Consider the following 25799-nt stretch of genomic DNA (forward strand, 5'->3'; position numbering starts at 1 on the left):
TCAACGAAGCGGCGGAACACGGCGCAGACGGCGCGCGCACGGCCTACGATCGTCTTGCCCAATCCGTCAAAGCCGCCGCGATGATGCCGCCGAAAACGCTGGCGGCAGGCGGCAGGCGTTTTCAGACGGCCTGATTACCGCCGCGCAATACGGCCAAACCCTGTCCGAAGTGAAACGCCGCAGCGCGGAGGTGGCACAGCGCGATGGGCGACACGGCAAAAGCCGCCCACGAGCAGGCCGCCAACGCCGCCCGCGCCCATGCGGATGCCGAAGCGCAAACCGCCAACGCCGCCGCGCAGGCAGCGCAGGGCGCGGACAAAGCCGCCGCCGGTGCGGTGCGCCGCGTTACCCGCCTGCACGAAGTGTTCTCCACGCAGCACGGCAACATCAGGCTCACGCGCGAAGAGTTTGCCGCACTCAATGCCGAAATCGACCGTTTCAACGTCGGCCAGCCCGAAAGCATGAGCGTAACGCGCTGGATTCAATACAAAAACCAATTGCAGGCGGTCAAAGACGGCTTTGCCGCCATCATCCGCGAAGCCGAAGAGGCGGGCGATGCCGTGTCGCAAATGGCACGCGATGGCACGATTAACCAGCAGGCACTTGCCCGCGCCGCGCAGGCCGCTGCCGAAGCCACCGGCAAGCTCGACTCCGTGCGCCTGACGAAATTGCACGCGCAAATCGACGAAGCGCGGCAGAAGCTGCGCGAAATGCAGAACGAAGCCAAGAAGCGCGGGAAACTTTGGAGGCGGAACTGGCGGGACTGGACGGCAACGAAGAGGCCGCGCACGAATTGGAGGCGCGGCGCAAGATTGAAGCATGGAAGAAAAAAGCCGCAGAATCGGCGGACGACGGCACGGCGGCCGAATACCGCAAAGCGGCCGAATTGCAGGAGCACTCTCCGCCGCCAGCGGGAAAAGCGCGAAGCGGAAAAGCAGGCGAAAGCGGAAAAAACGCCCGATTTGTCCGCCCTGGCCGAGCCGCAGATCAATATCGGCTGGGATGGGGTGGCGGGCTTGATTGAAGAATGGAAAAACGCGCTGGAAAGGCGTGATGCGAAAGTGGCCGATGCGGCGGCGGCGGTCTTAATCGAAAAATTGAAAGACGGCCTGCGGCGGATGGTGTAAAGGATTGGATATGCAGCTCAAACGCAAAGACACCGGCGAAATCCTCGCCCTGCCGGACGATATGCAGTGGCAGGACGAGATGGAATGGAGCGCGGTGGCGCAGGCCGCGCCGCAGCGCACTTTGTCGGGCGGCCTCGTTATCCAGCAGGGGGTAAAGCAAAACGGCCGCCCGGTAACCCTTTCCGGCGATTGGGCGTGGCACAGGCGGGCGGATTTGCTGCGGCTGCGCGGCTGGAGCGACACGGCGGGCTTAATCATGACGCTGACGCTGCCGGACGGCCGCAGTTTCGATACTTGCCTTCCGTCTGCACGACAAGCTGTTCGGCAAGGCGGAGGCGGTGGCCTTCCGCACCCCCGAACGGACGACACGCCTTATCTGGCAACAATTAACTTAATGACGGTATAGCAAAATGGCAAAACTCACACAGCAAGACCTGCGGATTTACCCCTCGCAACGCCTCACCGACCGCCCGACGGCGGCGGCCTGATGGTGGGCGAGCCGCTCACCGGCAAAGACAACGAACTGTTCCCGCCGGTGTCCGATTTGGACAGGACGATGGGCAGTTTTGACGCGCGGCTGGTCTATCCCGGCGTGCTGCGCGACGATGCCGAGCCGCTCTACGGGGCGCATCTGGTTATTTCCGAGCCGCCCCAGGCGCAGAACGTGTCTTATTTGGCGTTTAAAGCAAAAAACTACGGCGAAAGCCGCGCCGATATTCTGCCGGCATTGAGGCATACAGCGTGCCGACCATCGAAAGCCGCATGACGCTTTTGGGGCGGCATTTGGCGGGCGGTCGGCTGGTGCAGGCCTACCAGCGCGTCGAAGCCCCGCTGCCGAAGGTGGGCGAGCGGTATTGTTTGGAAAACCGCAGCCGCACGCGCCAGCAGTTTTCCGCATTGCGTCGGTCAAAGACGAAATCCGCACCTTTGAAATCGTACTGCCCAGCGGGCAGACCAAAGAAATCCAACGGCGCGTGCTGAAAATGGAAATTCCCAACGCGCTGGTCGAAGACTTTAAAGGCGTGGACTACCCGGCCGAAGGCTATGCCAATGCCGAAACGCTGGTTTTGGAAACCCATGTGGCCGATTCGGCCAATTATTGCGGCGTGCAGCCTTTGGCCGAAGATTTGGCGGCGGGCGGCGCACAAGTGCTGGTAGAGAGCATTTTTGCCAAACTCGTCCCACCGCCACGGTGGAAACCGCCGAAGCCGACGCGTATCCGGTGTCTTCCGAGACGTGGGTGCCGTCCGCGCCGCGCCGCAATGTGTTTCAGACGGCCGCCAAAGCCTCGGGCGATATTTGGCTGGAAAATCCGGTACTGCCCGGCAGCATCGAGATAGACGGCTGGGCAGACAACGGACGCGGCCAGCTCGTACGCGGCGGCGAGAGCGTGCAAGCCGACTACCGGCGCGGCCTGATACAGGCCTTTCCCGACAGCTACGGCCTGACCGTGTCCGCCATCCCCGCCGTGCCGGTCAACGCCGCCCGTTTTGCCGCTTTCTTGGAAATCAAAGACAGCAATCAGGGCACGCAGTTTGCCCCCGCTGCTGCCGTCCGCCCCTGCCGGGCTGTCGGTGTCGTTTATGTCTTTGGGGGCGTGGTACACGCTCACCGACGAAGGCGGCGGCATTCTGCGCGACGAAGCGGGCGAAGCCTGCGGCACGGTGTCGGCCACAGGCTCGGTTGTCCTTAATCTGCCCGCCCTGCCGGATGTCGGCAGCCGCATTGTTTTCCAATGGGGCGACAAGAGCGTGTTCCAAACCTACGACGCGAAAGAGGCGGGCACGCAGCCGGCGGTCAAACCCTGGGCGGCGGCGCGGTGCTGCCCGCTGCGGACGGCGGCTTCATCAAGCCCGGCACGCTGCGCCTGTCGTGGAACGGCAAAACGGCCACAGACGAAGCAGGCCGTCTGAAAGGCGCGGCGGCGGGCTATGTCGATTATTACGGCGGGCGGGCGGCCGTTTCAGACGGCCTCGAAGCCGCAGCCGTGGAAATCGCCTATCAGGCCTACACCGGCGAAGCGAAAGAATACAGCGTCGGCAAACAGACCACCGGTGCATTAAACCTCACACTCGGCCGCATCGCGCCCGGCAGCCTGTGCCTGCGCGTGGCCTACACCGCCCGCGCCACGGTGCAGACCGAAAGCTGGGTGCAGATGAAATACAACCGCCTGCAAGCCGGACAGATGGTCAACGGTGCGCAAATCGTCGAAGCGAAAAACACGATTTGCGGCTGGCCTACGACAAAAAAGAAGTCTACGGCGCACAGGAAATCACCTTTACCGACAACGGCGCGGGCGGCCTGATGGCCGACGGCAAAACCCTGCCCGGCGCAACAATCGACTACGGCACCGGCAAAATCGTCCTGCCCGAACCGGACAGGCTCGGCCTGGCCATCTCCGGCACTTCGCAGGACACCGGCAGCGTCCAAATCCTGCCCGGCGCGTCGCAGGCCGCCGAATACGGCCGCGAGCGCGTGGTTGCCAATGTAGCCTACCAAATTCAGGCCGCCGCCTGCCGCTATCTGGACAGCACCGCCACCCGTCAGGTGCACCTTACCGAAACGCCGTCCAATGTGTGGGCCAACGTACTGCCGCAGTCGGGCGCGCGGCCGGTGCAGGACAGTTGGGCGTTTGACATCGGCGGCGTGCGGCTGATTGAGCGCGGCGGCGTGCTGTATAAAAACTTCAAGCCCGAAACCGGACGCGGCGAAGCGGCAGGCCGTCTGAATTTGGAAAACGGCAACGTGCAGGTATCCGATCCTTCGCTCAATCTGGCCGCGCTGAAAGTAACGGCGGGCATCGTATCCCTCGAACCCAAGCCCGCCTTCAGCTTCTGCGGCCGGGTCGGCGGCGCACCGGTCAAGCCCGAGAGCTTTACCGTCTATGCATCGGGCGGCGGCGGCCTGATTTCCGCCCGCTCCGACGCGGAAGGCAATCTTACGGGAGACTTTACCGGCAAAATCGACTACCGCACCGGCTTTTTCCAAATCGAACGGGAGCGCGGCTTTCTGCCCGACACCCTGCGCTACAACGTGGTGTTGCAGGACGACATCCCGCTCGATTCCTCCGTCATCGGCATCGATTCCGTGCGCCTGCCCGCCGACGGCCGCGTCCCCATCTTCCGCAAGGGCGACATGATCGTCATCGGCAACCGCCTGAAACAAAACCTCGGCAGCGCGTTCACGGCCGGGCAGCGCATCCCGCTGGAGCGGCCGGATGCCGACCGCGTCTGTCTGACTGACGCGGCGGGCAAACACGTCCTGTCCGAGCATTACACCGTATCCGCCGGCACGCTGGCCTTTGCCGACCCGCTGGATTTGTCCGCTTACCAAATGCCGCTGACGGCCGTGCAGGCGTGGGAAGAGGAAAACCGCATTGCCCGCGCCGACATATCGGGCCGTCTGAAACTGCAGTTTCCCGTGTCCCGCGCTTATCCGAAAGCGGGTACCTACGTTTCTTCCGCCCTGATTGCCGGCGATTTGCTGGTACGCGCCAGCGAGCCTTTCTCGCAGCAGACGTGGAGCAGGCATTGGAAAGACGAAATCGACGGCGAAGAAATCCTTGCGCGGCTGGACGTGCGCAACTACCCGTTCAAATTAATCAGCGGCGGCGCGGTAACGCAACGCTGGCTGATTCTGTTTACCTCGGAAAACCAGTTCGAGCTGTACGGCGAAACCCTCGGACTGGTTGCCAAAGGCGACACCCTGTCCGACCTGGCTCCCGCCAACCCCGCCACCGGCAAGCCTTATTTCACGCTGCCGCGCACGGCATTCGGCGGCGGCTGGGCGGCAAGAAACTGCGTGCGTTTCAACACCTACGGCACGCCCACGCCCGTGTGGATTTTGCGCGCCGTGCAGCCCTCGCCCGAGCGGCAGAGCCGCCGCGACGGCTTTACCGCCTGCCTGCGCGGCAACACCGTGGCCGACGGTTGAGGCCGTCTGAAAACCCTCGGGCATCAACGCGGCAATACGTTTCCGAAAAGCCGGATACTGGTCTTTTTGTATCGCCATGCGTTACAATATGGCAAACAGACGCGATACAGACAAATGATACTTTCATTCAGGCACAAAGGGCTGCAAAGGTTTTTTGAAACAGGCAGCAAGGCGGGCATACAGGCCGCCCACGCCCCCAAAATCGCCCGCATACTTGCCCGTCTCAACAGCGCGGCCGACCCCGCCGATATGAATATCGCAGGCTGGCGGCTGCACCCGCTGGCAGGCAGTTTGCAAGGCCATTGGAGCGTTACCGTCAGCGGCAACTGGCGCATTACCTTTACGCTGGAAAACGGCCGTGCCGAAATCGTCGATTATCAAGACTACCACTAGGAAAACCCATGCAGATGCACAACCCCCCGCACCCCGCCGAAACCATCCGAGAGGACATACTGCCCGCTTTGGGATTGAGCGTTACCGAAGCCGCGCGGCAGCTTGGCGTGTCCCGCGTAACCCTTTCCCGCCTGCTAAACGGCAAAGCGGGAATCAGCGCGGACATGGCAATCAGACTGCACGCATGGCTGGGCGAAAACAGCCCCAGCCCCGAAAGCTGGCTGCACCAGCAAGCCGATTACGATTTATGGCAGGCCGGCCAAAAAGAGCGGCCGCACATCATCCCTGCTTATGCCTGAACACGAATCCCGCCCCATGGCGGGATTTTTATTGCAGTGAAACCGCGCAGACCGCGCGGCAGCGGGGTTTTCCCTACCATAGCCTGCCCGACAGAAAGGAAACCCCATGCTGCGCACCGAACGTGTCCCCGTTACCCTCTACACCTCCGAAGACCCCTCCGCGCCCAAGCTCGCAAACGCCGCCGGCGCATTCAAAACCATCCTCAAAGCCTGCCTGCTTACCGGCTACGGCGCGAAAGCCGCCGCAGGCTGGGAGGCGGCTTTTGAAGGCAACAACAAAATCGCCCTGCGCCCCGCCGACCCCAAATCGCCGCGCGGCCTCATCCGCATCGACAACGGCACGGCCGGCATTGCCTACATACAGGCCTACACCGCCATGAGCGGCATCGACAGCGGCGAAGCGGTATTCAACCAAACACAGAACCTGCATCTGACCGACTATTCTTACCAAACACGCAAATGGTGGCTGATTGCCTGCCCGCGCGGCTTTGCCTTTTTTGCGGAAGGGCGCGGCGGCGGCTGCCGCTATCTGTATTTCGGCGACTTTCCCACGCTCTCGGCGGGCGACAACGGCAATATGGTTTGCATCGGCTCCTTCGGCCAATCCTACGGGCAAAACATTGTTCCAAGGGGGTTTTATTCGCGCGGTGGTAGCGCATACACTTTTGCCGCGCTGCTCAAATCCTACGACGGCCTGAGAAAAGGCGCGGGCGCAAATCTGCAAACTGCCGCATTTTCTCTATATTCTGCAAACGAGACTCCGCAGGAATACCCCTCGCCTGTTTCCGGCGGCTTTTCCGCCTTCCCCGTATACATTATGGAATACGCCAACAGCCTCACTATGCCGCGCGGGCTGCTGCCGGGCATCTCTGCCGTGGCCGAGCGTATGTCCGCCGTTCCCGTCGGCACCCGTTTTGACCAGCTCGCCGGCGAAAATTTCATCTGCATGGACTTTGGCGACGGCAACCAGCGCGATACCGCCGTTTTGGTAAACACCTCATATTGGGAAATATGATGAACAGCGTTTTTGCCCCGCGCATCCTCACATGGCGGCGGACGCGCCATGCCGTGCCGCAGAATCAGGTTTTTGCCGCCCGGTTTGTGCAGTACAGGGAACGCAACCACGGGCGCGGCATCATCGCCGGACGCGGTATCGGCATCGTTACCGTCGGCGGCAGGCCCGCATCCCGCCGCATCCTGCTGATTGAGCGCGAGCGTTTCAAAGTCATCGACGACACCTGGTCTGCCGACGACGGCAGCTATCTGTTCGAGCAATTGGACACCGGACAGGATTTCCTTGTCATCGCCCTCGACCACAAGCGGCAATACGAACCCGTTTGTTACGACTACGTCCGCGCCGTGGAAGATACCCCCTAAGCGCGCAGGGTGTGTCGCTTGCGACGCACGCGTCCTATGCCGCAAGGTCTGAACATGTCCGATTCCGTCAAATACAACGCCCTGCCGCTGCCCTTTGGGCGGCCTCTGTCCGGCACAAACGCCGCCGCCCTGCCGCTGCCCTTTGCGCGCCTGTTGGGGCAGACGGAGGAGGGCGGCAGTCTGCCCGATCCGTCTGATCCGCCCGCGCCGCCGCCAAGCCGCCGCGTGCCGGTAGCCGCCGCTTTCGCGTTTCCGAATGCCGCCGCAGCGGGGGCTGTCGGGTGCCTGAATGCCTTTTCAGACGGCCTCGAAGTACAGGCCGCGCCCCGCTTTGTGCAGAGCGAAAGCCTGCCGCTCTCCGCCTGCCTGCGCTCCGCCGTGGTTGGCATGCAAGAGCTGCGCCGCTGCGCCGCCCAAAACACAAGCGTTTCAGACGGCCTCCAACGCCGCACCGCTATCCGCTACGGCAAGGCGGAACAACTGCGCCGCTGCACCGCCGCCCATACCGGCCGCTACGCCAAGCTGCGCCGCTGCACCGAAGCGGTGTTGTCCGCCCTGTCGCAGGCACGCGCCTGCACCGTGCAAACCACCACCGCACAGCAGCCGCTGGCACGCTGCGCCGCACTCGGCCTGCTGCACAAACAGCCGCTTTGCGCCTGCCTGCGCACACGCCACAGCGCAGCCCTGCGCCCGCCGTGCGAATGGCACGACATCCCCATACCGACCCCGCCCGATCCCGAAACCCATCTGTGCGGCAAACGCCCCAAGTCCGACCGCCTGCCGCTGCCGCTGCGCCGCCGCCACATCGTCCACCATCCCGCCGCCGTGCCGCTGCCCTTTGCCTGCGATGCGCAGGCGCACACGCCCATTTTGAAGGTTTACATGATTGAAAACAAAATCCGCGCCACAGCGGGCGGCAAACCGCTGGAACTCTTTTCCGCCTCGTTCACCGCCGACACTTCCGGCTACTGCTGGCTGGGCAGCCTGACCATCCCGCCCGAAGACTTCGCCCGCCTGGATATGGACGGGCGCGAAAAAGGCCGCGAAGCCCTGATTGAAGCAGACATCAACGGCGAAACCTTCGCCATACTCGCAGAGGAATACCGCGACAACCGCAGCTTCGGCCAAAAAAGCTACACCGTTTCCGGCCGCAGCCGCAGCGCACGGCTGGGCGAAAGCTACGCCGCACGGCGCGGCGGCCTCATCGACAACCCGATCTACGCCCGTCAGATTGCCGATCAGGCCCTTAAATACAGCGGCATCCGCATTGCCGACTGGCAGGCCGCCGACTGGCTGATACCCGGCGGCATCTATTCCACCGAAGGCAAGACCCCGATGGCCGTGGTGCGCGAGCTGGCCGAAACGGCGGGCGCGTTCGTATACAGCCATCCGGCGCGCGGCGAAATCTCCGTCCTGCCCAAACGCAAAGCCCCCGCCTGGCAGCAGGCCGCGCCCGACCGCGTCATCCCCGCCTCCGTCATCGTCAGAATCAGCGGCAGCCTGTCCGTCCGCCCCACCGCCTCCGGCGTATTCGTTTATGCCGAACACAATCAGGGCAAAGCCGCCGACGTGTACAAAAAAGGCAGCAGCCGCGAACCCCGCGCCGCCGCCCTGATCGGCCCGCTCTACACCGATTTGTCCGTTCTCGAAGCCGCCGGAGTCGCCGCCCTCAACGAAGCGGGCACGCACAAAACCGAATCCGTAACCCTGCCCGTAGCGGAAAAATACGCCATATCCCGCGCCGAATTGGGCGAAATCTGGGAAATCCAAGAGCCAAGCGGCAACTGGCAGGGCGTGGTAACCGGCCTGACCCTGTCCGTCGAAATCGAAAACGACGCGCCCGTCGTCATGCAAACCGTCAGCATAGACCGCTACATCGCCGACTAGCCGCGCACGCGTCCTATGCCGCAAAGCACCCCCGCCGGATAACGGCAAAGGCCGTCTGAAAACCAAAAGGAAAGCCCGTGAACCTCTACCAACAACTCATCAGCCTCACCGACCGCCACACCCGCGCCGCCGCCACACTCACCACCGATCTCGGCGGCGGCACATGGCAGGCGCAAACGCAAAGCGGCCGCACCGTCATCCTGCGCGGGCAGGGCGAAGCGGGGCGGCGCGTGTTCTACGACGCAGGCACGGGCAGCATCCTAGCCCCCGCGCCCGATTCGGACATAAGCGATATTGCCGTATGAGTGAAGCGGTACACGGCGCAACAGGCCGTCTGAAAAGACACAATCAAGATAAGGGAAAACAGCGGCGCAAACCGCAACGGCCGCAACAGGCCGTCTGAAAACAAAGGAAAAACCATGCCCATCGAAACAAGCACTTCCGCCGCCTACCTGTACAGCATAGGCGGCATCGGCATCGTCGGCACCCTGTTCGGCATGCCGCTGGACGCGCTGATACTCGGCGGCTTATCCGGCGCGGTGGTGCGCGGCCTGCATCCGGCCGCCTCGCGCCAAGCCGGCTTCTTCTCCATCCTGCTGTCCATGCTTCTGGCCGGCGCGGTTTCGCCCGTGCTGGCCGAATGGCTGGTGCAGCGCGGCGCACTCGACCCGCAGCGCGCCGCCGAACTGCTCAAACCCCTGCTGCCCGTCGTGCTTGGCGGCGGCTGGCCGTGGCTGCTGCCGCTGGTGCGCGAGCATATCTTAGGCCGTCTGAAAAAGGAGGACAAAGCATGAACGCCCCATCCCTGATGAATCTTGCCAACCTCGCATCCGCGCTGCTCATCTTCGTGCACTGCGCCTGCCGCCTCACCGTGCAACGCTGGACGCTGCGCCAGCCCGAATTGTGGATACACGCCGTCTTGCTCGCTTCCGCCGTCGGCGTGGCCGCCTCTTCGGCCGACACCGCCAACCCGCACGAAGTCATCCTCAACGCCGCCACAGCCGCCTACTTCGCCGCCCAGACCTGGCGTTTGCGAAACAGCAGGGCGCGCAACTGGTAGGCCGTCTGAAAAGCAGGCAGGCAGGACAAACGCGTGCGTGGCTGCGCCACACACCCTACCCAAACCACAGAGGCCGTCTGAAAAAACACGTAGGGTGTGTCGCCAAAGCGACGCACGCGTCCCAAACCCCGCAACAGACACCCCTACCGCCAAAGCAAAAACCGCGTGCGCGGCTGCGCCACACCCCACGCGGAAATCAGCCGGTGCGTGCCGCACCGGCCGCGCACGCAGCCTTTACAGCATCCGCCCCAGCATCTGCCGCACGGGCGCGGGGTCTTGGAGGCCGTCGGCAAGCCGCGTCAGGCTGTGTTTGGCGGAGTGCAGCCACGTATGCGGCTCTTGCGAGAGCGAGAAAGCGCGGCCTGCGTAGTGGCTGCCCAAGCCGCGCAGCGAATCGGACAGCGGGCGCAGGAAGTCCATGCTGTCGGAAAGATATTTCAGGCACACGGCAAGATTGTGGATTTCATGGTCGGCCAGATGTTTTTCAGACGGCCTGTCCAGCCGCTCCAACACCTCGCCCGTCAAAGCATTGTCCAGCGTCAGCGCGTGGACATAGCGCACCGCATCGGGCAGGATTTCGCGCGGCAAATCCTCGATTTTCTCCACGCCGAAACGCTGGTGCACCATATTGTAGGCCGTGGAATAGTCCACCCGCCGCAGCCCCACCAAAGCGGACACGGCTTGGCGCAGCGGCGTGCGCTCGTCAACGGAAGTCGGGGCGGATTCGGCTTTCAGACGGCCTGCCAGCATCTCGGCCATTGTGTTAAAGGCTTGGATGTAGGCAATTTTAATTGCCAGTGCGGCTTTGCCCGTGAAACCCATAACCAGCAGCATAAAGCCGTCTTTGGTCAGCTCGTAGGCGCGGGTGCTGCGTTCGCCGAAACCTGTTTTTTGCACGCGCTCCACGGCTTTGAAGTTTTGTGCGGCAAACGCGGGGTCTATATCGGCCAGCAGATTTTCAATGTCGCGCAGTACATTTCTGTGCTGTTTTTTGAATGCTTGAGCGATAAATTCGCTGGTGGTAACGGTTTGGGAATGTTTGACTTGAACAAAGTCTTGGAAGTTTGCTACTGCGTTCATGATGAACTCCTTATGTTTAGGATTGGAAACTGCCTAACTCTTTGATTTTCGCTTACTGCTCAATTTTGAGCAGTAAGCAGAATCAGGCGGGGTTGTCCTACGTCATAAGAACGCCGGGTCGTTGCCGATACCCGCAACCCCATTGAAACTTGAACAGGCCGTCTGAAAAACAGCCGTGGGGAAATTCGAGATATGAAAAATCGCGCAACTGGCGCGGTGCAGCTTATGAAGTAGGAAGCGGCATAATAATTTCAACATCTCAAATTTGTCAAATGCTTTTTGACGTTTCGGCCTCCCCAATTTTGGACTTCCCGAAAAAATCAACGATTTAGCTTAAAAAAATCCGCAGAAATGACTTGACTTTGTTACTAATAATGATATAATACAACCATTCGGAAAGCACTAAGCCCCGCAAGGTGGCAGCCAAGCGGGGCTAGTTAAGTCCGGATAGGAAGGAGTAGCAAAGATGGTAAAAGTTGTCTTATTTATCATGCTCTTGTTGGCTTGCTCCCCAGCATACTAACATAGCAGATTGAAGCAACAAGAAGGGCGGCAGAACACCGCTGCCCTTTATCCATCTTTCCGAACGGATGCTACTCTAATACAAAAACGTTTAAGGAGCAATATCATGGCAAACGCCAATACCGAGCATTCTAAAAAACTGCGGGCGGCCACAGCGGCAGCAGCGGCCAAGAAAAAACTGTCCAGCGGTGCATACCGCCAATACACGATCCGCGCCAAAGCGGCGGAAATGGACATTATCGACGCGGCCATAGCCAAAGCGGGCGGCAGCCGTACGCAGGCTTTGCTGAAAATCTGCAAAGAATGGCTGGGGGAGTAGCTTTCAGACGGCCTCAAAGCAAGAAAGGAAAAGCAAATGAATGAAAACCTCAAACTCGACAACACGGGCTATGCCCTGCTTGCCCGCTTCGAAGGCACGCGCAGCCGCGCCTATCTCGACAGCGCGGGGATTCCGACAATAGGCATCGGCTTCATCCGCTACACGCTGGGCGCACGCGCAGGCCAGCGCGTGAAAATGGGCGACAGCATGAGCGAAGCCGAAATCCGCGCCGAATTTCTCAACCAGGTGCAAAGCTACGAAGCGGCGGTGCGCCAATACGTCCGCGCCCCGCTCACCCAGTCGCAGTTTAACGCCTGCGTTTCGCTCTGCTACAACATCGGCACAGCGGCCTTTGCCAAATCCTCCGCCGTGCGCCTGCTGAACGAAAAACGCTATCAGGCCGCCTGCGCCGCCTTTGCCCTGTGGAACAAAGCAGGCGGGCGCGTGGTGCGCGGGCTGGAAAACCGCCGCAAAGAAGAACAGAAAGAGTTTTTCAGGAACGGTTGAGCGCGTCCAGCGCGGCACGGGCGAGAAAGCCGCTGCGTGTTTCATGGTGTATGGCGGTGTATTCGTCCACGCGGTCGAGCAAATACTGCGGCCAGCTCACATTGAAGCGCGTCTGTTTGGAAAACACGGTTTCATCCACCTCTACCAACACCCACATAAGCGCGTCGGCATAATCGGGCAGGCTGCGCAGCTCGGCAATGCCGCGCGGCGCGGTAACATATTCCAAGCTCTCGGCAATCATGCCCTCAATGTGGAACGCGGCGGCGGCTTTCGCGTCGGCCAAGGCCTCCTCCACCGTATCGCCCACAGGATAGCAGCCGGGCAGGTCGGGAATGACTATGCCGTAGCCGCTTTGCCCCGCATCTTGAAACAGGGCGGCCGGATAGTAAATCATGCTTTGTCCTTTTTTCGGATATGGCAGGGAAAGCCCCTTGCGGGGCGTTTGTTTCAAAAATCCAAACCCGATTTCTTTTTTGCATCTTTCAGTTGCCCCAAAGATACGTCTTTTTCGGGATGGCTGATGGTAATCAAGTGTGGAACGCCGTCTTTCTTAAACTGATGGTGGCTGCCTTTCACTCGGACAAGCTGCCAGCCGCCGGCTTCGAGAATAGCGATTAACTCCCTGCTTTTCATATCCTTTCCTTGTTTGTTTAAGATGTGTGTATTATTACACAAAAAGCAAGTAAGGGCAAGCGTTTTGTGTATTTTTGGAGAAAATTAATGTTGTTTTTAAAACATTGGAAACCCGCCCTTGCCGCCGCCCTCTGTGTTGCGCTGTTTGCCGCATGGCAGGCCGACCGCGCCGCGCAATACAGACGCGGGCAGGCCGACAAGGCCGCCGAAATCAGCCTTGCGCTGGCAGAAGCGGCGCAGAAGCAGGCTGCAGCCGCGCGGCAGGCGAGCGCAGACTATCAGGCCGCAAAGGCCGAACGCGAGCAGAAAGAAAGGATACGCTATGTGCAAGTGCAGAAAACCATCGAACGCCCTGTTTACCATACTGACTGCATCGATACTGACGGCCTGCGCCAACTCAACGCCGCCATCGCAGAATAAACCGCCCGCCGATTTGGTGCAGCCCTGCGCCAAGTTGCAGCCATTGGACGGAACGACGGGCGCGGACATCCTGCCCTGGGCATTGCAGACCGTGCATCTGTACAAAGACTGCGCCGAGAGACACAACGCGCTGGTTTCGGTGTTCAAGTAAAACCCGCATACTCAATCCAGCAAATCAGCCACTTCGGCCATATCAGGGTTGTAATAGACATTGAGCAAAATCCGCAAATCCCTGTGGCCGCTGATTTTTGCCAGCGTTTCCACGGGGACTTTTTTTGCCATCCGCGTCAAGGCTTCGCGGCGGCTGTCGTGAAAGTGCAAATCCGCAATGCCGCAACTGTCGCGGGCGCGGCGGAACACGACATCCAGCGTTCCCGTATCCAGCGCGAAGACGCGGGTGTCGTCTATGCCGCGCAATTGCTCCAAGATAGACAAGGCGCGGCGCGACAAAGGAACATCGCGGCTGTGGCCGTTTTTCGTCATGGGCAGATGAGCGAGACGGCGTTTGAAATCAATGTCCCGCCACTTCAGACCACAGATTTCGCCTGCCCGCATCGCTGTTTCCACCGCAAACAGAAACGCCGCCGCCGCCCGCTGGTAAACCAGCTCGGGCTTGGCATCGGACGAGTAGAGCAGGGCGGTGCAGAGTGCGTCAATCTCGCTTTCAGACGGCCTGCGCGTGCGGGCTTTCGGTTCTTTGGGTTTGCTGATTTTGGACAAAGGATTTTCCCGCAGCAGCCCCCATTCCTTTACGGCATGGGTACAGATGGCAGACAAGATGCCGATTTCACGCAGCACGCTGCCCGCCGATACCTGCTGCAGCCGCCTGTCGCGCCAGTCGGCAAAGTGCTGTGGCCGCAGGTCGTCAAGGCGAATTTCAGCCAGCGGATCGCGCAGAAATGCCCGGATGCGCAAACCCTCGAACTTCGCGCCGCGCCGCGTCGGGGTTACGCTGCTCAAGTAACGCTGTAAAATGTCGGCGAAATAAGTATTGCGGTCGGCGTTGCCCTGCACGCCGTCAAGAATCAGCGTCTCCATCCGCGCCGCCCACGCTTTCGCATCCGCATGCCGCTCGAAAGTGGCGGACTTGGAAACGCCGCGAAGACGGACTTGGGCGCGGTATTTTCCGTTGCGCTGGGTAATGGTTGCCATATCGTTTTTTGGTGCAAATTTGGTGCAAAGAGTATAACGCCAAATGTGCCAACGGCTTGCAATAGTCCGCTATCTTGATTTTTAGCTGTTGATTTTTCACGCAATATGCAACAATACGAAGTAATGGTTTTTTATTTCCAGTGCTTGCCGCCGGCATCTGCCAACCGCGTGCGTGGCTGCGCGATACACCCTACTTTCGCAGCAGAGGCCGTCTGAAAAGGGAAAAATCCGTTTTTCAGACGGCCTCTTAACTTGCTTTCGCGCTGACGGCCTGTGCAGGGTGTGTGGCGCAGCCACGCACGCGGCTTGGAGATTCAGGCTGCCTCTGTGTCCGCATAACATAAAAACGGGTGCTATACACGAATCGCTTAAAACGCGTGCGTCGCTGGGGCGACACACCCTGCGGCGGAGAATCCGGCGCGTACGCCGCCGGGACGGCACGCCCCGCAGCGGGTAAGAACGGACAAACAGGCCGTCTGAAAACCGTATTTTCAGACGGCCTTGATACAGCCGCCGTTCCGCAAATCCGGCCGACGGGACGGCGTACGGGCTTTACAGACTTTCCAGCGTGCTTTGGTAACGCGCGGCCTGCAAGACGGCGGGGTCGTCCGCGCCGTCGAGTTTGAGGCGCATATTTTCCACGATGGCGAAATCCTTTTTCAAAAACGCCAGATAGAGGAAGCGGGCGAGATACAGTTGCAGGCGGGGCAGGGTGGCGGAGGGGGGGATGCCGATGGAGGCGAAGGCGAGGGTGCGGCGGTGTTCGGGCGGGGTGTCGGGGGGATCCTGCGGCAGCAGGGCAAAGATGCCGCTGGTGGCAAAACGGCCGACGCGGCTTTCCACCATGATGCTGCTGCCGTTGCAGGTGTGGGCGAGTTCGATGCGTCCGCCCGAGAGCCGCTGCATGAGCCAGCTTGAAAAGCCGCCTTTGGGCAGGATGCGGGTGGAAAAACGCATTCTGATGCCGCCTTCGGCCGTGTGGTCGAACACGGGTTCGCCTTCGGGGGTGCGCTGGTGGACGATGGCCATGTGCGACAAATCGAAGCCGTTGCAAATCATGGCGCGCCAGTCGGCGGGGATGATGCGGGAGGCGGTCAGGCGCAGATGGCCGTTGTCGGCAAAGGGCAGGGGCGGGGCGGTTTGCCCGGGCAGGAGCGGGGGATGCAGCCAGACGAGGCCGAAACGTTCGGCACACGGCCAGCCTTGCGCGGGCAGGCGGCAGCCTTCCCCGATTGCGGGGAGGCCGTCTGAAATGCGGGGGTTTTGCTGCGGCTCGATCAGGCAGCCGTGCAGGCCGCAGCGCAGTGCCTGCCCAGCGACACAGGCGGCTTTGAGGTGTGCGCCCATGTGGGGGCAGAACGCGTCGGCGGCGCGGAATGTGCCGTCGGCGGCGCGGTAGAGTACCCATTGGCGGCCGGCGATGTGGCCGCTGCGGATTTGCCCGGGGGCAAAGCCGTCGGCGCGGGCGGCGGGATACCAGCAGCGCGGCCAGTGGTGCCATTGGGATTCGGCGGGATCGTGTTCGGTCATTTTTCCTGTTTTTTGTTTTTTAATTGCGTTGAAACGGCGTTTTCAGACGGCCTCAGCCGTTTTCTTCGTCGAGCAGGCGGCGGATGTCGCGCACTTGGCCTTTGCGGTTTTGCCGGTGGGCGGGCGGTTTGTCGGCGGCGCAGCAGGCTTTGACGGATTTGTGGCGGTTCATCCATTTCCGCTCTTCGCCCCCGTCGGCCCATTCGCAAACGGTGTACACGCCGATGCGGCGGTTGCGGATTTTGCGTTTGGCAAACTCTTTGTCTTGTTCGCGGCGCAGCCCGGCGGTGTATTGGCGCATCTGCACGTCGCACAGAGGCTCGAGGCCGAGGCGGGAGAGGGCGGCGTAGGTGTGGAGGTCTTTGAGCAGCAGATGCCGGTAAAAGCGCGGAAAGGCTTGGTTGGCCAGCGCGAGGACTTCGAGCTTTTCCGCGTCGCCGAGCCTGTCGTTTTCGACGATGGAACGGTAGAGCGCGAGCGGGTTGAAGTCGGTGTAACGCTGGTGGTTTGCAATGGCTTCGCGGTAGCGGGGCAGGGTGAAGGTGTTGAAGCGGGCGTTGAGTTTCATATTGTCCTTTCAGACGGCCTGCGGCCTTGATGTTTTCAGACGGCCTCTGCGTATTTGGCGGCCGTCTGAAAAGCGTTGAAACAACGTTCAGCCGAAAAAGCGGGCGATGAGGGCGGCAAATTCTTCCGGATGGCTGAGGAAGGGCGTGTGGGCGGCTTTGTCGATGACGACGGTTTCGGCGCAGGGCAGGTGTTCCTGCAAATATCCGCCGATGCGCGGCGGCGTGAGGCCGTCTTTGCCGCCGTACACCAACAGCGCGGGATGGAAAACGCGCGGCAGGAAAGGGCGCGCGTCCGCGCTTTCAAGGGCGGAAAGCGCGCTTTCGAGCGCGGGCGGCGTGCCGTGTTCCGTGAGGCCGGGCAGCACCGCGTCGATGACGGCTGCGGCGTTCGGCGTGTTCAGCAGTTGCAACTCGAGAAACTGCCGCATATATTTCGGAAAATCCTGCCGGAACAGGCCGGCCATTTTGTCCAGCGCGGGGCGGCCCACACCCTGCGGGTAGGAGGGCGTGGCAAGGAATTTGGCAAACGAGGCGGTGAGGCAGAGATGGCGCACCTTGTCGGGATGGCGGTAGGCAATAAAGAGAGCCACCACGCCGCCCAGCGACCAGCCCAGCACGTCGCTGTTGCAGGGCATTTCCGCCGCGATGCGGTCGGCGGCAGCGGCGATGTCGAACGCGCCCTCCGGCGGCGTTTGCCCGTGGCCGGGCAGATCGGGTGCGTGTACCTGCCAGTGTGCGGGCAGCAGCGGGCGCAGCGGGTCGAAGATGCGGCCGTTCGCGGCCCAGCCGTGTATCAGATAAACCGAATGGGAAGAATGGCTTGTCATGGGAATGTTCTCCAAATGGAAACGGCTTTTCGAGCCGGAACGCTGCGCATTATGCCACGCGCGGGCTTTCGGCGGCATCTGCGGCGGCTGCATGGCCGATTTGTTGAAAAACGCCGTGCCGCCCGAGCGTGTCTGCCCGCAGTGCGGCGGCACAGGCGACGGCATTGCGCCCTGCGGTGCGTGCCAAAAGAAACCGCCGCCCTTCGATTTGCTGTGGTCGTCGTGTTTCTACGAGCCGCCGATTAGCGGGATTCTGCACGAATTTAAGCACTTGGGCAGGATCGGTCTGCGCCGTCCGCTCGCCTGTACGATGGCCGCGCTGCCGCCGCCGTGGCTGAACGGCGCACATTTCGACGGCATTCTCGCCATGCCCCTGAGCCGTGCGCGGCTGACGGAGCGCGGTTTCAACCAGTGCGCCGAACTCGCCCGCCTGGTTGCGCCGTTTTTCCGTTTGGACATCCTGCCCGAAGACACGGTTTTCAGACGGCCTTCCGTGCCGCAAAGCACGCTGCCTTATAAAGAGCGGCGCAAAAACGCCGCAGGGCTGTTTGAAGTGCATGCCTGCGTTAAAAAACGCAATCTGCTGTTAATCGACGACGTTGCCACCACTAACGCGACATTGGCCGAACTTGCGCGAACCTTAAAGCGGGCGGGGGCTGCGCGGGTATGCTGCTGGACGCTGGCGCAGGCAAAAATGCAAAAATCTTGACGCACCCGCCGCATGGCGGCATAGTGCGCGCGTTTCAAGTATCTGATTTTATGTTTACTGTCGTTTTGCACCAGCCGGAAATCCCGCCGAACACCGGCAATATCATCCGGCTGTGCGCCAACACCGGCGCGGATCTGCACTTGGTCAAGCCGCTCGGATTTCCGCTCGATTCGGCCAAAATGAAACGCGCGGGGCTTGATTATCACGAGTTTGCCCGCGTCAGCGTCCATGAGAATTTCGACGACTGCATGGCCGCCCTGCAAGGCCGCCGCATTTTCGCGCTCACCACCAAAGGCAGCACCCGCCCCGATCAGGCGGCGTTTCAAGCAGGCGATGTGTTTTTGTTCGGCTCCGAAACGCGCGGCCTGCCCGCCGAAATCCTCGACGGCCTGCCGCCGGAGCGCAAAATCCGCCTGCCGATGCGCCTGGGCAGCAGAAGCATGAATTTATCGAACACCGTTGCCGTCATGGTTTTTGAAGCATGGCGGCAGAACGGCTTTTCAGACGGCCTGTAAGCAGCCCGCCCGCGCGGGAAAGGCCTTTCTGAAACCCCGCCGCAGTACAAAGCGCGTATGGAAAAAACGCAAATGCGGCACCCACCCCTACCAACTCCGGAACAGGACCACGTTTTGATACAAACCAAAAACACTTTATTTGCCGGCATTTTTGCCTCCCTTACCCTCTCCGCCTGCGCCGCGCAGCAGCAGCCTGCCGCGCCCGCCGCTGAAACCGCCCCTCCCGCAGCCGCCGCACCCCGCGCCGCAGCCGCAGCCGCCTCCGCAGCACAGCAGGCCGCAGCCGCGCCCGCTGCCAAAAAATCCTCCGCCAGCCAAACGGCGGCGAAAAAAAACACTAAGGCCGACAGAGCCGCCAAATCCGATAAAGCCAAATCCGACAAAGCCGCAAAATTCAGCCAAACCGGCAAAGCCTCGTGGTACGGCCCCGGTTTCCACGGCAGGAAAACCGCCAACGGCGAGCGGTTTGACATGAACACCCTCACCGCCGCGCACCGCACCCTCCCGATTTCCAGCCGCGTGCGCGTAACCAATCTTGCCAACGGCAAAAGCGTTGTCGTGCGCATCAACGACCGCGGCCCCTACCACGGCAACCGCGTACTGGATCTTTCCAAAGCCGCCGCCCAAGAGCTCGGCTTCATCCGCACCGGCACCGCACAGGTCAAAATCGAACAAATCGCCGCCGACGGCAAAACCATCCGGCAGCAAAACCGCCGCAACGGCATCGTTACCGATGCGAAGAAAAAAGGCCAAACCCCCATCTGACGCATCCGCAGCAGCACAAAAGCCCGCGCCGCACGCACGGGCTTTTGTTTTACCGCTGCCACAGGACAAAAAACCTGCCGCACCGCCGTGCCGCCCGTACTGCCTGCGGCCTTGTATCTTTCCTATTTTGTTCCGCTATATAATCCGCCCGCCGTTCCCCATTACCGAAAGTCCCCACAATGATCAGCAGCCTCACCGGAGTTTTGGCCGAAAAGCATCCGCCGCAAATCGTCATCGATGTCAACGGCATCGGCTACGAAGCCGAAGTTTCCATGCAGACCTTCTGCGTCCTGCCGCCTGTCGGTGCGAACGTCCGCCTCTACACCCAGCTTGTCGTGCGCGAAGACGCGCACCTGCTCTACGGCTTTGCCGAAGCAGGAGAACGCGCCGCCTTCCGCCAACTGGTCAAGGTTGGCGGCATAGGGGCGAAAACCGCGCTGGGCATACTCTCGGCCATGAACACGGAAGAGCTTGCCCAAGCCATTGCCCAAGAGGATGTCAAACGCCTCTCGGCCGCGCCCGGCATCGGCAGAAAAACCGCCGAACGCATGATTTTGGAGCTGCGCGGCAAACTCGCCCCCGCCGCCGTTTCAGACGGCCTGCCCGCCCCGCAGGACGGCGGCGGCGAAGACATCGTCCAAACCCTGCTCGCCCTCGGCTACAGCGAACGCGAAGCCCGCGCCGCCGCCAAAGGCATCCCGCCCGACACCGAAGTGGGCGAAGGCGTGCGCCTGGCCTTGAAAAACCTGATGAAATAAACGGCGGCAGGCCGTCTGAACAGTCCGCCGCCGCTTCGGCTTTTCAGACGGCCTCTTCCGCCGCACACGGATTCCCCATGAACAACGACCGCTGGCAAATCCACCGCTACCTCGCCCAAACGGCCGATTCGCGGCTCGCCCTCTTCAAAACCGCCCCGCAGCACATCCTGCTGGCGGGAGCCGACGGCGATGTCAGCCGCAGCCTGCTTTGCGCCCGCTATCCCAAAGCCGCCTTTTCCGAATACGACCCCCGCGCCGGTTTTTTGCAGGCCGCCGCCGCCGAGCGCAAAAGCGGCCTTTTGGCCAGACTGGCCGGCAAAACCGTGCCGCAGCACTGCCAAAGCCTGTCCGCCCCCCTGCCCGAAGCCTGCGCCGATATGCTCTGGTCCAACCTCGGTCTGGCCACCGAAGCCGATCCCCTGCCCGTATTCCGTGCTTGGGCGCACGCCCTGAAAACCGACGGCCTGCTGTTTTTCACCCATTTCGGCCGCGACACCCTGGCCGAACTCACAGGCCGTCTGAACGCGCAGGGCATTGCCGCCCGCGCCCCCGCCCTCGTCGATATGCACGATCTCGGCGATATGCTGGCCGACAGCGGGTTTTACGATCCCGTAACCGACACCGCCGCCCTGCGTCTCGACTACCGCCACGCCGACACCTTCTGGCAGGACGCGGACACACTCGGCCTGTGGCGCGCCCTTGATTTCGACGATCCCGCCGCCGCCCGCGCCGCAACGGACAAAATGTGGCAGAGCGGCGAATTGCGCCACATCACTCTGGAAACCGTATACGGCCACGCGCTGAAGAAAAAACACCTGCCCGCAGGCGAAAGCGAAGTGCGCTTTTTCCCGCGTGGCCAAGCGTCCTGATAGTGCAAACACCGCCGCATCACACGGCCTGTCCGCGCTTCCTACGCGGAAACCGCCAAACAGACACCAATGCCGCTGCGGCAAGCCCGTCCGTGTTTTCAGACGGCCTGTCAAGGCCGAGAGGCCGTCTGAAAACGCTTTGGATATGTTTAACTGTTTAAATAACAAAGGAAAAATATGAAACTGCAAACCCGCCGCGCTTTTCTCGCCGCTGCTGCCGCCCTCATGCTCGCCGCCTGCCCGAGCGGCAACACCCCGCCGCCGCAGGTACACACCCCGCCGAAGCAGAAGCCGCAGGCCGTGGTGGCCGTTGCCCTCGGCGGCGGCGCGTCCAAAGGCTTCGCCCACATCGGTATTCTCAAAGTGCTGAAAGAAAACGGCATTCCCGTCAAAGTCGTAACCGGCACCAGCGCGGGCGCGCTGGTCGGCAGCCTGTACGCATCGGGTATGTCGCCCGACCGCATGGAGCTCGAAGCCGAGATCCTCGGCAAAACCGACTTGGTGGATCTGACCCTCTCCTCGGGCGGCTTTATCAAGGGCGACAAGCTGCAAGAATATGTCAACCGCAAAGTCGGCGGCCGCCCGATTGAAAAATTCCCGCTCAAATTCGCCGCCGTCGCCACCGATTTTTCCAGCGGCAAGGCCGTGGCCTTCAACCGTGGCAACGCCGGACAGGCCGTCCGCGCCTCCGCCGCCATTCCCAACGTGTTCCAGCCGGCGGTAATCGGCGGGCGCAGATACGTGGACGGCGGCCTGGTGCAGCCCGTGCCGGTAACCGCCGCGCGGCAGCAGGGCGCAAACTTCGTCATCGCGGTGGACATTTCCGCCAAACCGGACAACGCGCCCGACAAAAGTTTCTTCTCCTACCTCGACCAAACGCTCAACATCATGAACACCGCCGCCCTCAACAGCGAGCTGGGCAAAGCCGATGTCGTGATCAAACCGCAGGTGCAGGGTTTCGGCGCGGTGGGCGGCTTCGACCGCAAAGGGCAGGCCATCAAAGCGGGCGAAGCCGCCGCCCGCGCCGCCCTGCCCGAAATCAAACGCAGGCTGTCCGCCTACCGCTACTGACGGCGCACAGGCCGTCCGCCCGTTTTTCAGACGGCCTCCAAGCCGCCGCCCCGCAACCAGCCGATCCCGCCGCCATGACCCCCGCCGCCCGCAACATCCTGCTTCTCGCCGCCGCCGCCTGCGCCAACCTCGCCCTGCTCACCGCCGCCTCGCACGCGCCGCTGTGGGGCGCGCTGCCCGCCGTGCTGCTGTTTTCCCTGTCCAACAACACCATGTTCTCGCTGCTGCACGAATGCGTGCACGGCGTGTTTGCGGCGGGAAAAAAGGGCGGCAGAGGCCGTCTGAACGAATGGTGCGGACGGCTGGCGGCGGCCTGGTTTCCCACCGGCTTGTCCGTGCAGCGCGTGTTCCACCTGACCCACCACCGCAACAACCGATCGCCCTCGGAGCAGTTTGACATCCTGCACGAGGGCGATGTGTTGTGGCTGAAATACGCCCAATGGTATGCCATCTACACCGGCGTTTACTGGCCGGTGTCCGTACTCGGCGTGCTGCTTTACGCCCTCACGCCGCGCTTTCTGCGCCGCGCCCTTGTCCGCGCCTTCGGCAGGCGCGGCGGCGTGCAGACGGGGGCGGACGACTACATCGGCGCACTCGACCGCCTCGGCATGTCCGCCCGTTTGGAAGTGTTCGGCGCGGCGGCGTGGCAGCTTTTCTGGGCATGGGCTTTGGACTGGACGTGGGGCGGCTGGCTGGCCTGCTATGCCGCCTTCGGCTTTGTGTGGAGTTCGCTGCAATACACCGACCACGCCTTTTCGCCGCCCGACTGCAAAAACGGCGCGTGGAATCTGGCCGTGCCGCGCCTTTTGCGGCTGGTGTTCCTCAACTACCACCTGCACCTCACCCACCACCGCCATCCCGAACTGCCGTGGTACGAGCTGTTCCGCCGCCCCGCACGCGGCCCGCGTTTCACCGATGTGTGGCTTGCCTGCCTGCGCGGCCCGCGCCGCATTGAAGACTTTCCGCGCTTTACCGAACGGGACATCGTGTGAAAACGGGTTTTTGCTCCGCTGAAACGCACTTTGTTTGTTTTCAGACGGCCTTTTTCTAAAAATCGGAGAACGCGTGCGCCGCTTTGGGGCGGCACACCCTACGCGGGATTTGTGTAGGGTGTGCGGCGCAGCCACGCACGCGGCCGATGTTTTTCAGACGGCCTCTGCTCCCTCCCGCTGCGTGCAGACAATGTGGGCAGCATATTTTTCGGCAAAACTGAGGACGTTATTCCCTCCCCCGCACGCAGGGGAGGGCTAGGGTGGGGGCTTTGCCGCTTCGGCTGCGTTTGCGTTTTCGGGTGGAAAAGCGGCTCTGCGAACCGCCACCCCCACCCCAACCCTCCCCCGCGTTGGCGCAGGGGAGGGAGTGGGTTTGCGTCGGATTCATCGGTTTTGCTCCGCTGAAACGCACTTTGTCCGTTTTCAGACGGCCTTTTTCTAAAAATCGGAGAACGCGTGCGCCGCTTTGGGGCGGCACACCCTACGCGGGATTTGTGTAGGGTGTGCGGCACAGCCGCGCACGCGGCAGATGCTTTTTCAGACGGCCTCTGCCCGAAAGCCGTGGAGCGCGTACCCCGCCTCGGCGCACCCTGCGCAAAGTCCCGCTGCCGACATCCGTTATTCCCGCGCCGGCGGGGGATTTTCGTTTTGCAAAGCCCTTAGTCTGCCGGTCGTGCGGGAGAGGCCGCAAATGCTATCCTTTAAGGGGAAACGGCATCGCCGCCCGTACACAGCCCGATATGGCGCAACCTTTTAACGCGGCAAACCGCGCCCGCCGTCGGATAACAATCCGCCGCTGCACCAACCCCGCCCCGAACCGACCATGAATCCGATAAACCCGAACAGGCCGTCTGAAAACGAGCAAAGTGCGTTTCAGCGGAGCAAAAACCGCGATTCCGCCTTCGCCCTCGCGCTGTCCGCGCTTTTTGTCCTGCTGTTTGCCCTGCTTTACGGCGGTGCAAACCTGCTGGCGGAACACGTGCCCTGGCGCATCCGTCCCGCGCTGCCCTTTGAGGCCGCCGTGCCTTTCGCGCCTGCGTGGAGCGTCGTCTATCTCAGCCTGCCGCTGCTGCTGGTGCTGTGCGGCCTGCGTGCGGACAGGCGCGGTGCGTGGGTGCTGTTTGCCGTGCTGGCTGCGGAGCTGGCCGCCGCCGTGCCGTTTTTCGTGTTGCTGCCCGTGCAGACATCCTGGCCGCCGCGTGTTGCGGAGGGGTTTTGGCAGCCGTTTTTCGCGTTTGCCGACGCGGTGAGCCTTTCGCGCAACCATCTCCCTTCGCTGCACGCCGCCTTTGCCTGCACCGCCGCATGGTTTGCCTTCCGGCAGCGGCTGTCCGCCCGCGTATGGTTCGGCGCGTGGGCGGCGGCGGTTGCCGCGTCCGCCGTGCTGATACACGAACACCATCTGATTGATTTGGCCGCCGGCTTCCTGCTGGCCTTTGCCGCCTGCCGCCTCGTTTCCGCAAGGGCGGGGCGCGAAGCCGTGTTCCGCCGTGCCGAAACCGAATACCTGCTCTGGCGCGAACAGGCCGCTTTCGCCCGCCGCCACCGCCGCTATGCCCTTATCAGCCTCCTGCTGGCCCTCTACCGTCTGCGCCGCCCGCAGCGCGGCGGCCTGATGGCGGCGGGCTACTGCTTTTTGCAGGCTTTCGACGATTTGATGGACGGCGACAGGCCGTCTGAAAACCCGCCGGCCGAAGCAGACCGCCTGATAAACGCATGGCAGAGCGGCAGGTTTGCGGAAAACGACCGTTACAGCCGTTTGGCCGCGCATTTCCGAGGCCGTCTGAATGCGGTGCTGCCGCCCGCAGAGGCAGAAAAAGCCTTTATCGGAACGGCCTCCCTGCTGCGCGTCATGCGCCGCGACCGCTTCCGTGCCGAAGCGGCGGAACTGTGGCCGGCGGAGGCCGTTGCCGCGCAGCACCGCGCCACGTTTTCCCTGTCGCTCGACCTGCTTTTCGCCGCCGCAGGCGCGTCTGTGCGCAGCCGCGACGTGCCGGAGCTGGCCGACGCGCTGGGCTGGTGTTCGACCATGCGCGACCTGCCCGAAGACCTTGCCGCCGGCATCATCAATATTCCGGCGGAAATCTGGCACGAAGCCGGCCTGCCGTCTGCAAAGCCGCCGTCCGCCCTTTTTCAGACGGCCTCTGCGGGCCAAGCCGCAAACGGCGGCGGGGTGCGGACGGCGGCAAACGGTTTGCCCCGTTCCGCCCCCGTCCGCCCCGCTTTTTCCGCCTTGTCCGCCCATCCCGTCCTGCGCCGCTGGATACGCGGCGAACGCACCCGCGCCCTTGCCCTGCTCGACGCACTCGACGCGCGTACCGCCGATCTGCCCGACCCCGCATCCCGCCGCATCGTCCGCCTGTTTTCCCGCTCGGTGCGCGGCTTTGCCGGCAAACGGATGCGGCGGCTCTTTCCGTGGCTGTGAGGCCGTCTGAAAGCCGCCCCGCCGCCTGTTTCGCCTATGCCGTTTCCATACGGGCGGGGC

The 25799-nt window shown here is 62.2% G+C and carries 34 protein-coding genes and 1 pseudogene; 26 read left to right on the top strand and 9 right to left on the bottom strand.

Going from position 1 to position 25799, the window contains the following annotated elements; genetic code table 11:
• Positions 1-203 precede the first annotated feature (203 nt).
• The 3 genes from DYE40_RS06340 (at position 204) to DYE40_RS06350 (ending at position 1893) form a co-directional block, all read left to right on the top strand.
• Positions 204-1127 (top strand): hypothetical protein, encoded by a 924-nt coding sequence (locus tag DYE40_RS06340; RefSeq protein WP_115308333.1) that lies wholly within the window; start codon positions 204-206, stop codon positions 1125-1127.
• A gap of 10 nt (positions 1128-1137) precedes the next feature.
• Positions 1138-1533: a hypothetical protein gene (locus tag DYE40_RS06345; protein WP_245944085.1), complete on the top strand. Its 396-nt coding sequence runs from the start codon at positions 1138-1140 to the stop codon at positions 1531-1533.
• 81 nt (positions 1534-1614) lie between these two features.
• Entirely contained in the window at positions 1615-1893 is a 279-nt protein-coding gene (locus DYE40_RS06350; RefSeq protein ID WP_115308334.1) for a hypothetical protein, read from the top strand.
• Positions 1894-1936: 43 nt separating this feature from the next.
• On the opposite strand, the gene DYE40_RS06355 is transcribed toward DYE40_RS06350, so the two are convergent.
• Positions 1937-2206, bottom strand: coding sequence for a hypothetical protein (locus DYE40_RS06355; protein WP_147286601.1), 270 nt, complete (start codon positions 2204-2206; stop codon positions 1937-1939).
• A gap of 113 nt (positions 2207-2319) precedes the next feature.
• Between DYE40_RS06355 and DYE40_RS06360 the strand changes: the two genes are divergently transcribed.
• From DYE40_RS06360 to DYE40_RS06410, 11 genes are all read left to right on the top strand, one after another.
• Positions 2320-2820, top strand: a complete 501-nt coding sequence (locus DYE40_RS06360) for a hypothetical protein (protein WP_115308336.1) — start codon at positions 2320-2322, stop codon at positions 2818-2820.
• A 42-nt stretch (positions 2821-2862) separates the two neighbouring features.
• Positions 2863-3432 carry a hypothetical protein gene (locus DYE40_RS06365; protein WP_115308337.1) on the top strand — a complete coding sequence of 190 codons (570 nt, stop codon included), beginning with the start codon at positions 2863-2865 and terminating at the stop codon, positions 3430-3432.
• On the top strand, positions 3354-5060 hold the full coding sequence (locus DYE40_RS06370) for a hypothetical protein (RefSeq protein ID WP_115308338.1): 1707 nt from the start codon (positions 3354-3356) through the stop codon (positions 5058-5060). The genes DYE40_RS06365 and DYE40_RS06370 overlap by 79 nt, the downstream gene beginning before the upstream one ends.
• Positions 5061-5174: 114 nt before the next feature.
• The gene (locus tag DYE40_RS06375) at positions 5175-5453 is read left to right on the top strand and encodes a type II toxin-antitoxin system RelE/ParE family toxin (protein ID WP_115307204.1); all 279 of its coding nucleotides are present in this window, start codon (positions 5175-5177) and stop codon (positions 5451-5453) included.
• Complete coding sequence (locus DYE40_RS06380) at positions 5363-5752, top strand: HigA family addiction module antitoxin (protein WP_245944035.1); 390 nt, start codon at positions 5363-5365, stop codon at positions 5750-5752. The genes DYE40_RS06375 and DYE40_RS06380 overlap by 91 nt, the downstream gene beginning before the upstream one ends.
• 106 nt (positions 5753-5858) lie before the next feature.
• Positions 5859-6767, top strand: coding sequence for a hypothetical protein (locus tag DYE40_RS06385; protein ID WP_115307206.1), 909 nt, complete (start codon positions 5859-5861; stop codon positions 6765-6767).
• Positions 6764-7129, top strand: coding sequence for a hypothetical protein (locus DYE40_RS06390; RefSeq protein WP_244731562.1), 366 nt, complete (start codon positions 6764-6766; stop codon positions 7127-7129). The genes DYE40_RS06385 and DYE40_RS06390 overlap by 4 nt, the downstream gene beginning before the upstream one ends.
• A 54-nt stretch (positions 7130-7183) precedes the next feature.
• Positions 7184-9016, top strand: a complete 1833-nt coding sequence (locus tag DYE40_RS06395; RefSeq protein WP_147286533.1) for a hypothetical protein — start codon at positions 7184-7186, stop codon at positions 9014-9016.
• Positions 9017-9093: 77 nt separating this feature from the next.
• Positions 9094-9321: a hypothetical protein gene (locus tag DYE40_RS06400; protein ID WP_115307208.1), complete on the top strand. Its 228-nt coding sequence runs from the start codon at positions 9094-9096 to the stop codon at positions 9319-9321.
• A gap of 114 nt (positions 9322-9435) precedes the next feature.
• Entirely contained in the window at positions 9436-9810 is a 375-nt protein-coding gene (locus DYE40_RS06405; protein WP_115307209.1) for a hypothetical protein, read from the top strand.
• Positions 9807-10076, top strand: coding sequence for a hypothetical protein (locus DYE40_RS06410; RefSeq protein ID WP_147286534.1), 270 nt, complete (start codon positions 9807-9809; stop codon positions 10074-10076). Before DYE40_RS06405 ends, DYE40_RS06410 begins: the two co-directional genes overlap by 4 nt.
• Before the next feature lie 234 nt (positions 10077-10310).
• Here DYE40_RS06410 and DYE40_RS06415 read toward each other — a convergent pair whose 3' ends face one another.
• Positions 10311-11156, bottom strand: coding sequence for a Rha family transcriptional regulator (locus DYE40_RS06415; RefSeq protein ID WP_115308339.1), 846 nt, complete (start codon positions 11154-11156; stop codon positions 10311-10313).
• 628 nt (positions 11157-11784) lie between these two features.
• Between DYE40_RS06415 and DYE40_RS06420 the strand changes: the two genes are divergently transcribed.
• Positions 11785-11997 (top strand): hypothetical protein, encoded by a 213-nt coding sequence (locus tag DYE40_RS06420; protein ID WP_115308340.1) that lies wholly within the window; start codon positions 11785-11787, stop codon positions 11995-11997.
• 36 nt (positions 11998-12033) lie between these two features.
• Positions 12034-12504: a lysozyme gene (locus DYE40_RS06425; protein ID WP_115307215.1), complete on the top strand. Its 471-nt coding sequence runs from the start codon at positions 12034-12036 to the stop codon at positions 12502-12504.
• On the opposite strand, the gene DYE40_RS06430 is transcribed toward DYE40_RS06425, so the two are convergent.
• Entirely contained in the window at positions 12491-12898 is a 408-nt protein-coding gene (locus DYE40_RS06430) for a type II toxin-antitoxin system HicB family antitoxin (RefSeq protein WP_115307216.1), read from the bottom strand. The genes DYE40_RS06425 and DYE40_RS06430 overlap by 14 nt on opposite strands.
• A gap of 53 nt (positions 12899-12951) precedes the next feature.
• Positions 12952-13137, bottom strand: a complete 186-nt coding sequence (locus DYE40_RS06435; RefSeq protein WP_115307217.1) for a type II toxin-antitoxin system HicA family toxin — start codon at positions 13135-13137, stop codon at positions 12952-12954.
• Between the two features lie 87 nt (positions 13138-13224).
• Here DYE40_RS06435 and DYE40_RS06440 point away from each other — a divergent pair, with 87 nt between their 5' ends.
• Positions 13225-13557: a hypothetical protein gene (locus tag DYE40_RS06440; RefSeq protein WP_115307218.1), complete on the top strand. Its 333-nt coding sequence runs from the start codon at positions 13225-13227 to the stop codon at positions 13555-13557.
• Entirely contained in the window at positions 13460-13708 is a 249-nt protein-coding gene (gene lysC / locus DYE40_RS13215; protein WP_425451168.1) for an Rz1-like lysis system protein LysC, read from the top strand. The genes DYE40_RS06440 and lysC overlap by 98 nt, the downstream gene beginning before the upstream one ends.
• 11 nt (positions 13709-13719) lie before the next feature.
• Here the strand turns inward: lysC and DYE40_RS06450 are convergent, their stop codons facing one another.
• The 4 genes from DYE40_RS06450 to bioH form a co-directional block, all read right to left on the bottom strand.
• Positions 13720-14709, bottom strand: coding sequence for a tyrosine-type recombinase/integrase (locus DYE40_RS06450; protein ID WP_115307219.1), 990 nt, complete (start codon positions 14707-14709; stop codon positions 13720-13722).
• 552 nt (positions 14710-15261) lie between these two features.
• On the bottom strand, positions 15262-16239 hold the full coding sequence (locus DYE40_RS06455) for a Rieske 2Fe-2S domain-containing protein (RefSeq protein ID WP_115308341.1): 978 nt from the start codon (positions 16237-16239) through the stop codon (positions 15262-15264).
• 52 nt (positions 16240-16291) lie between these two features.
• Complete coding sequence (locus DYE40_RS06460; protein WP_115308342.1) at positions 16292-16807, bottom strand: hypothetical protein; 516 nt, start codon at positions 16805-16807, stop codon at positions 16292-16294.
• An 87-nt stretch (positions 16808-16894) separates the two neighbouring features.
• Complete coding sequence (gene bioH / locus DYE40_RS06465) at positions 16895-17635, bottom strand: pimeloyl-ACP methyl ester esterase BioH (RefSeq protein ID WP_244731555.1); 741 nt, start codon at positions 17633-17635, stop codon at positions 16895-16897.
• On the opposite strand from bioH, the gene DYE40_RS06470 reads away from it, so the two are divergent.
• From DYE40_RS06470 to DYE40_RS06500, 7 genes and pseudogenes are all read left to right on the top strand, one after another.
• Positions 17634-18344 (top strand): ComF family protein, encoded by a 711-nt coding sequence (locus DYE40_RS06470; protein WP_244731554.1) that lies wholly within the window; start codon positions 17634-17636, stop codon positions 18342-18344. The genes bioH and DYE40_RS06470 overlap by 2 nt on opposite strands.
• 50 nt (positions 18345-18394) lie before the next feature.
• Positions 18395-18859, top strand: a complete 465-nt coding sequence (locus DYE40_RS06475) for a tRNA (cytidine(34)-2'-O)-methyltransferase (protein WP_115308345.1) — start codon at positions 18395-18397, stop codon at positions 18857-18859.
• Positions 18860-19246: 387 nt separating this feature from the next.
• Positions 19247-19537, top strand: a pseudogene (locus tag DYE40_RS13280) (septal ring lytic transglycosylase RlpA family protein); the annotation flags it as partial.
• A 266-nt stretch (positions 19538-19803) separates the two neighbouring features.
• On the top strand, positions 19804-20382 hold the full coding sequence (gene ruvA / locus DYE40_RS06485; RefSeq protein WP_115308346.1) for a Holliday junction branch migration protein RuvA: 579 nt from the start codon (positions 19804-19806) through the stop codon (positions 20380-20382).
• 77 nt (positions 20383-20459) lie between these two features.
• On the top strand, positions 20460-21251 hold the full coding sequence (locus DYE40_RS06490; protein ID WP_115308347.1) for a class I SAM-dependent methyltransferase: 792 nt from the start codon (positions 20460-20462) through the stop codon (positions 21249-21251).
• Between the two features lie 177 nt (positions 21252-21428).
• The gene (locus DYE40_RS06495) at positions 21429-22322 is read left to right on the top strand and encodes a patatin-like phospholipase family protein (protein WP_115308348.1); all 894 of its coding nucleotides are present in this window, start codon (positions 21429-21431) and stop codon (positions 22320-22322) included.
• A 74-nt stretch (positions 22323-22396) separates the two neighbouring features.
• Complete coding sequence (locus tag DYE40_RS06500) at positions 22397-23314, top strand: fatty acid desaturase family protein (protein ID WP_115308349.1); 918 nt, start codon at positions 22397-22399, stop codon at positions 23312-23314.
• A gap of 226 nt (positions 23315-23540) precedes the next feature.
• On the opposite strand, the gene DYE40_RS12280 is transcribed toward DYE40_RS06500, so the two are convergent.
• On the bottom strand, positions 23541-23792 hold the full coding sequence (locus tag DYE40_RS12280; protein WP_147286602.1) for a hypothetical protein: 252 nt from the start codon (positions 23790-23792) through the stop codon (positions 23541-23543).
• Positions 23793-24137: 345 nt separating this feature from the next.
• On the opposite strand from DYE40_RS12280, the gene DYE40_RS06505 reads away from it, so the two are divergent.
• Entirely contained in the window at positions 24138-25739 is a 1602-nt protein-coding gene (locus DYE40_RS06505) for a phosphatase PAP2 family protein (protein ID WP_115308350.1), read from the top strand.
• Positions 25740-25799 lie beyond the last annotated feature (60 nt).

Source organism: Kingella potus, assembly GCF_900451175.1.
In the GTDB taxonomy this organism is placed as follows: domain Bacteria; phylum Pseudomonadota; class Gammaproteobacteria; order Burkholderiales; family Neisseriaceae; genus Neisseria; species Neisseria potus.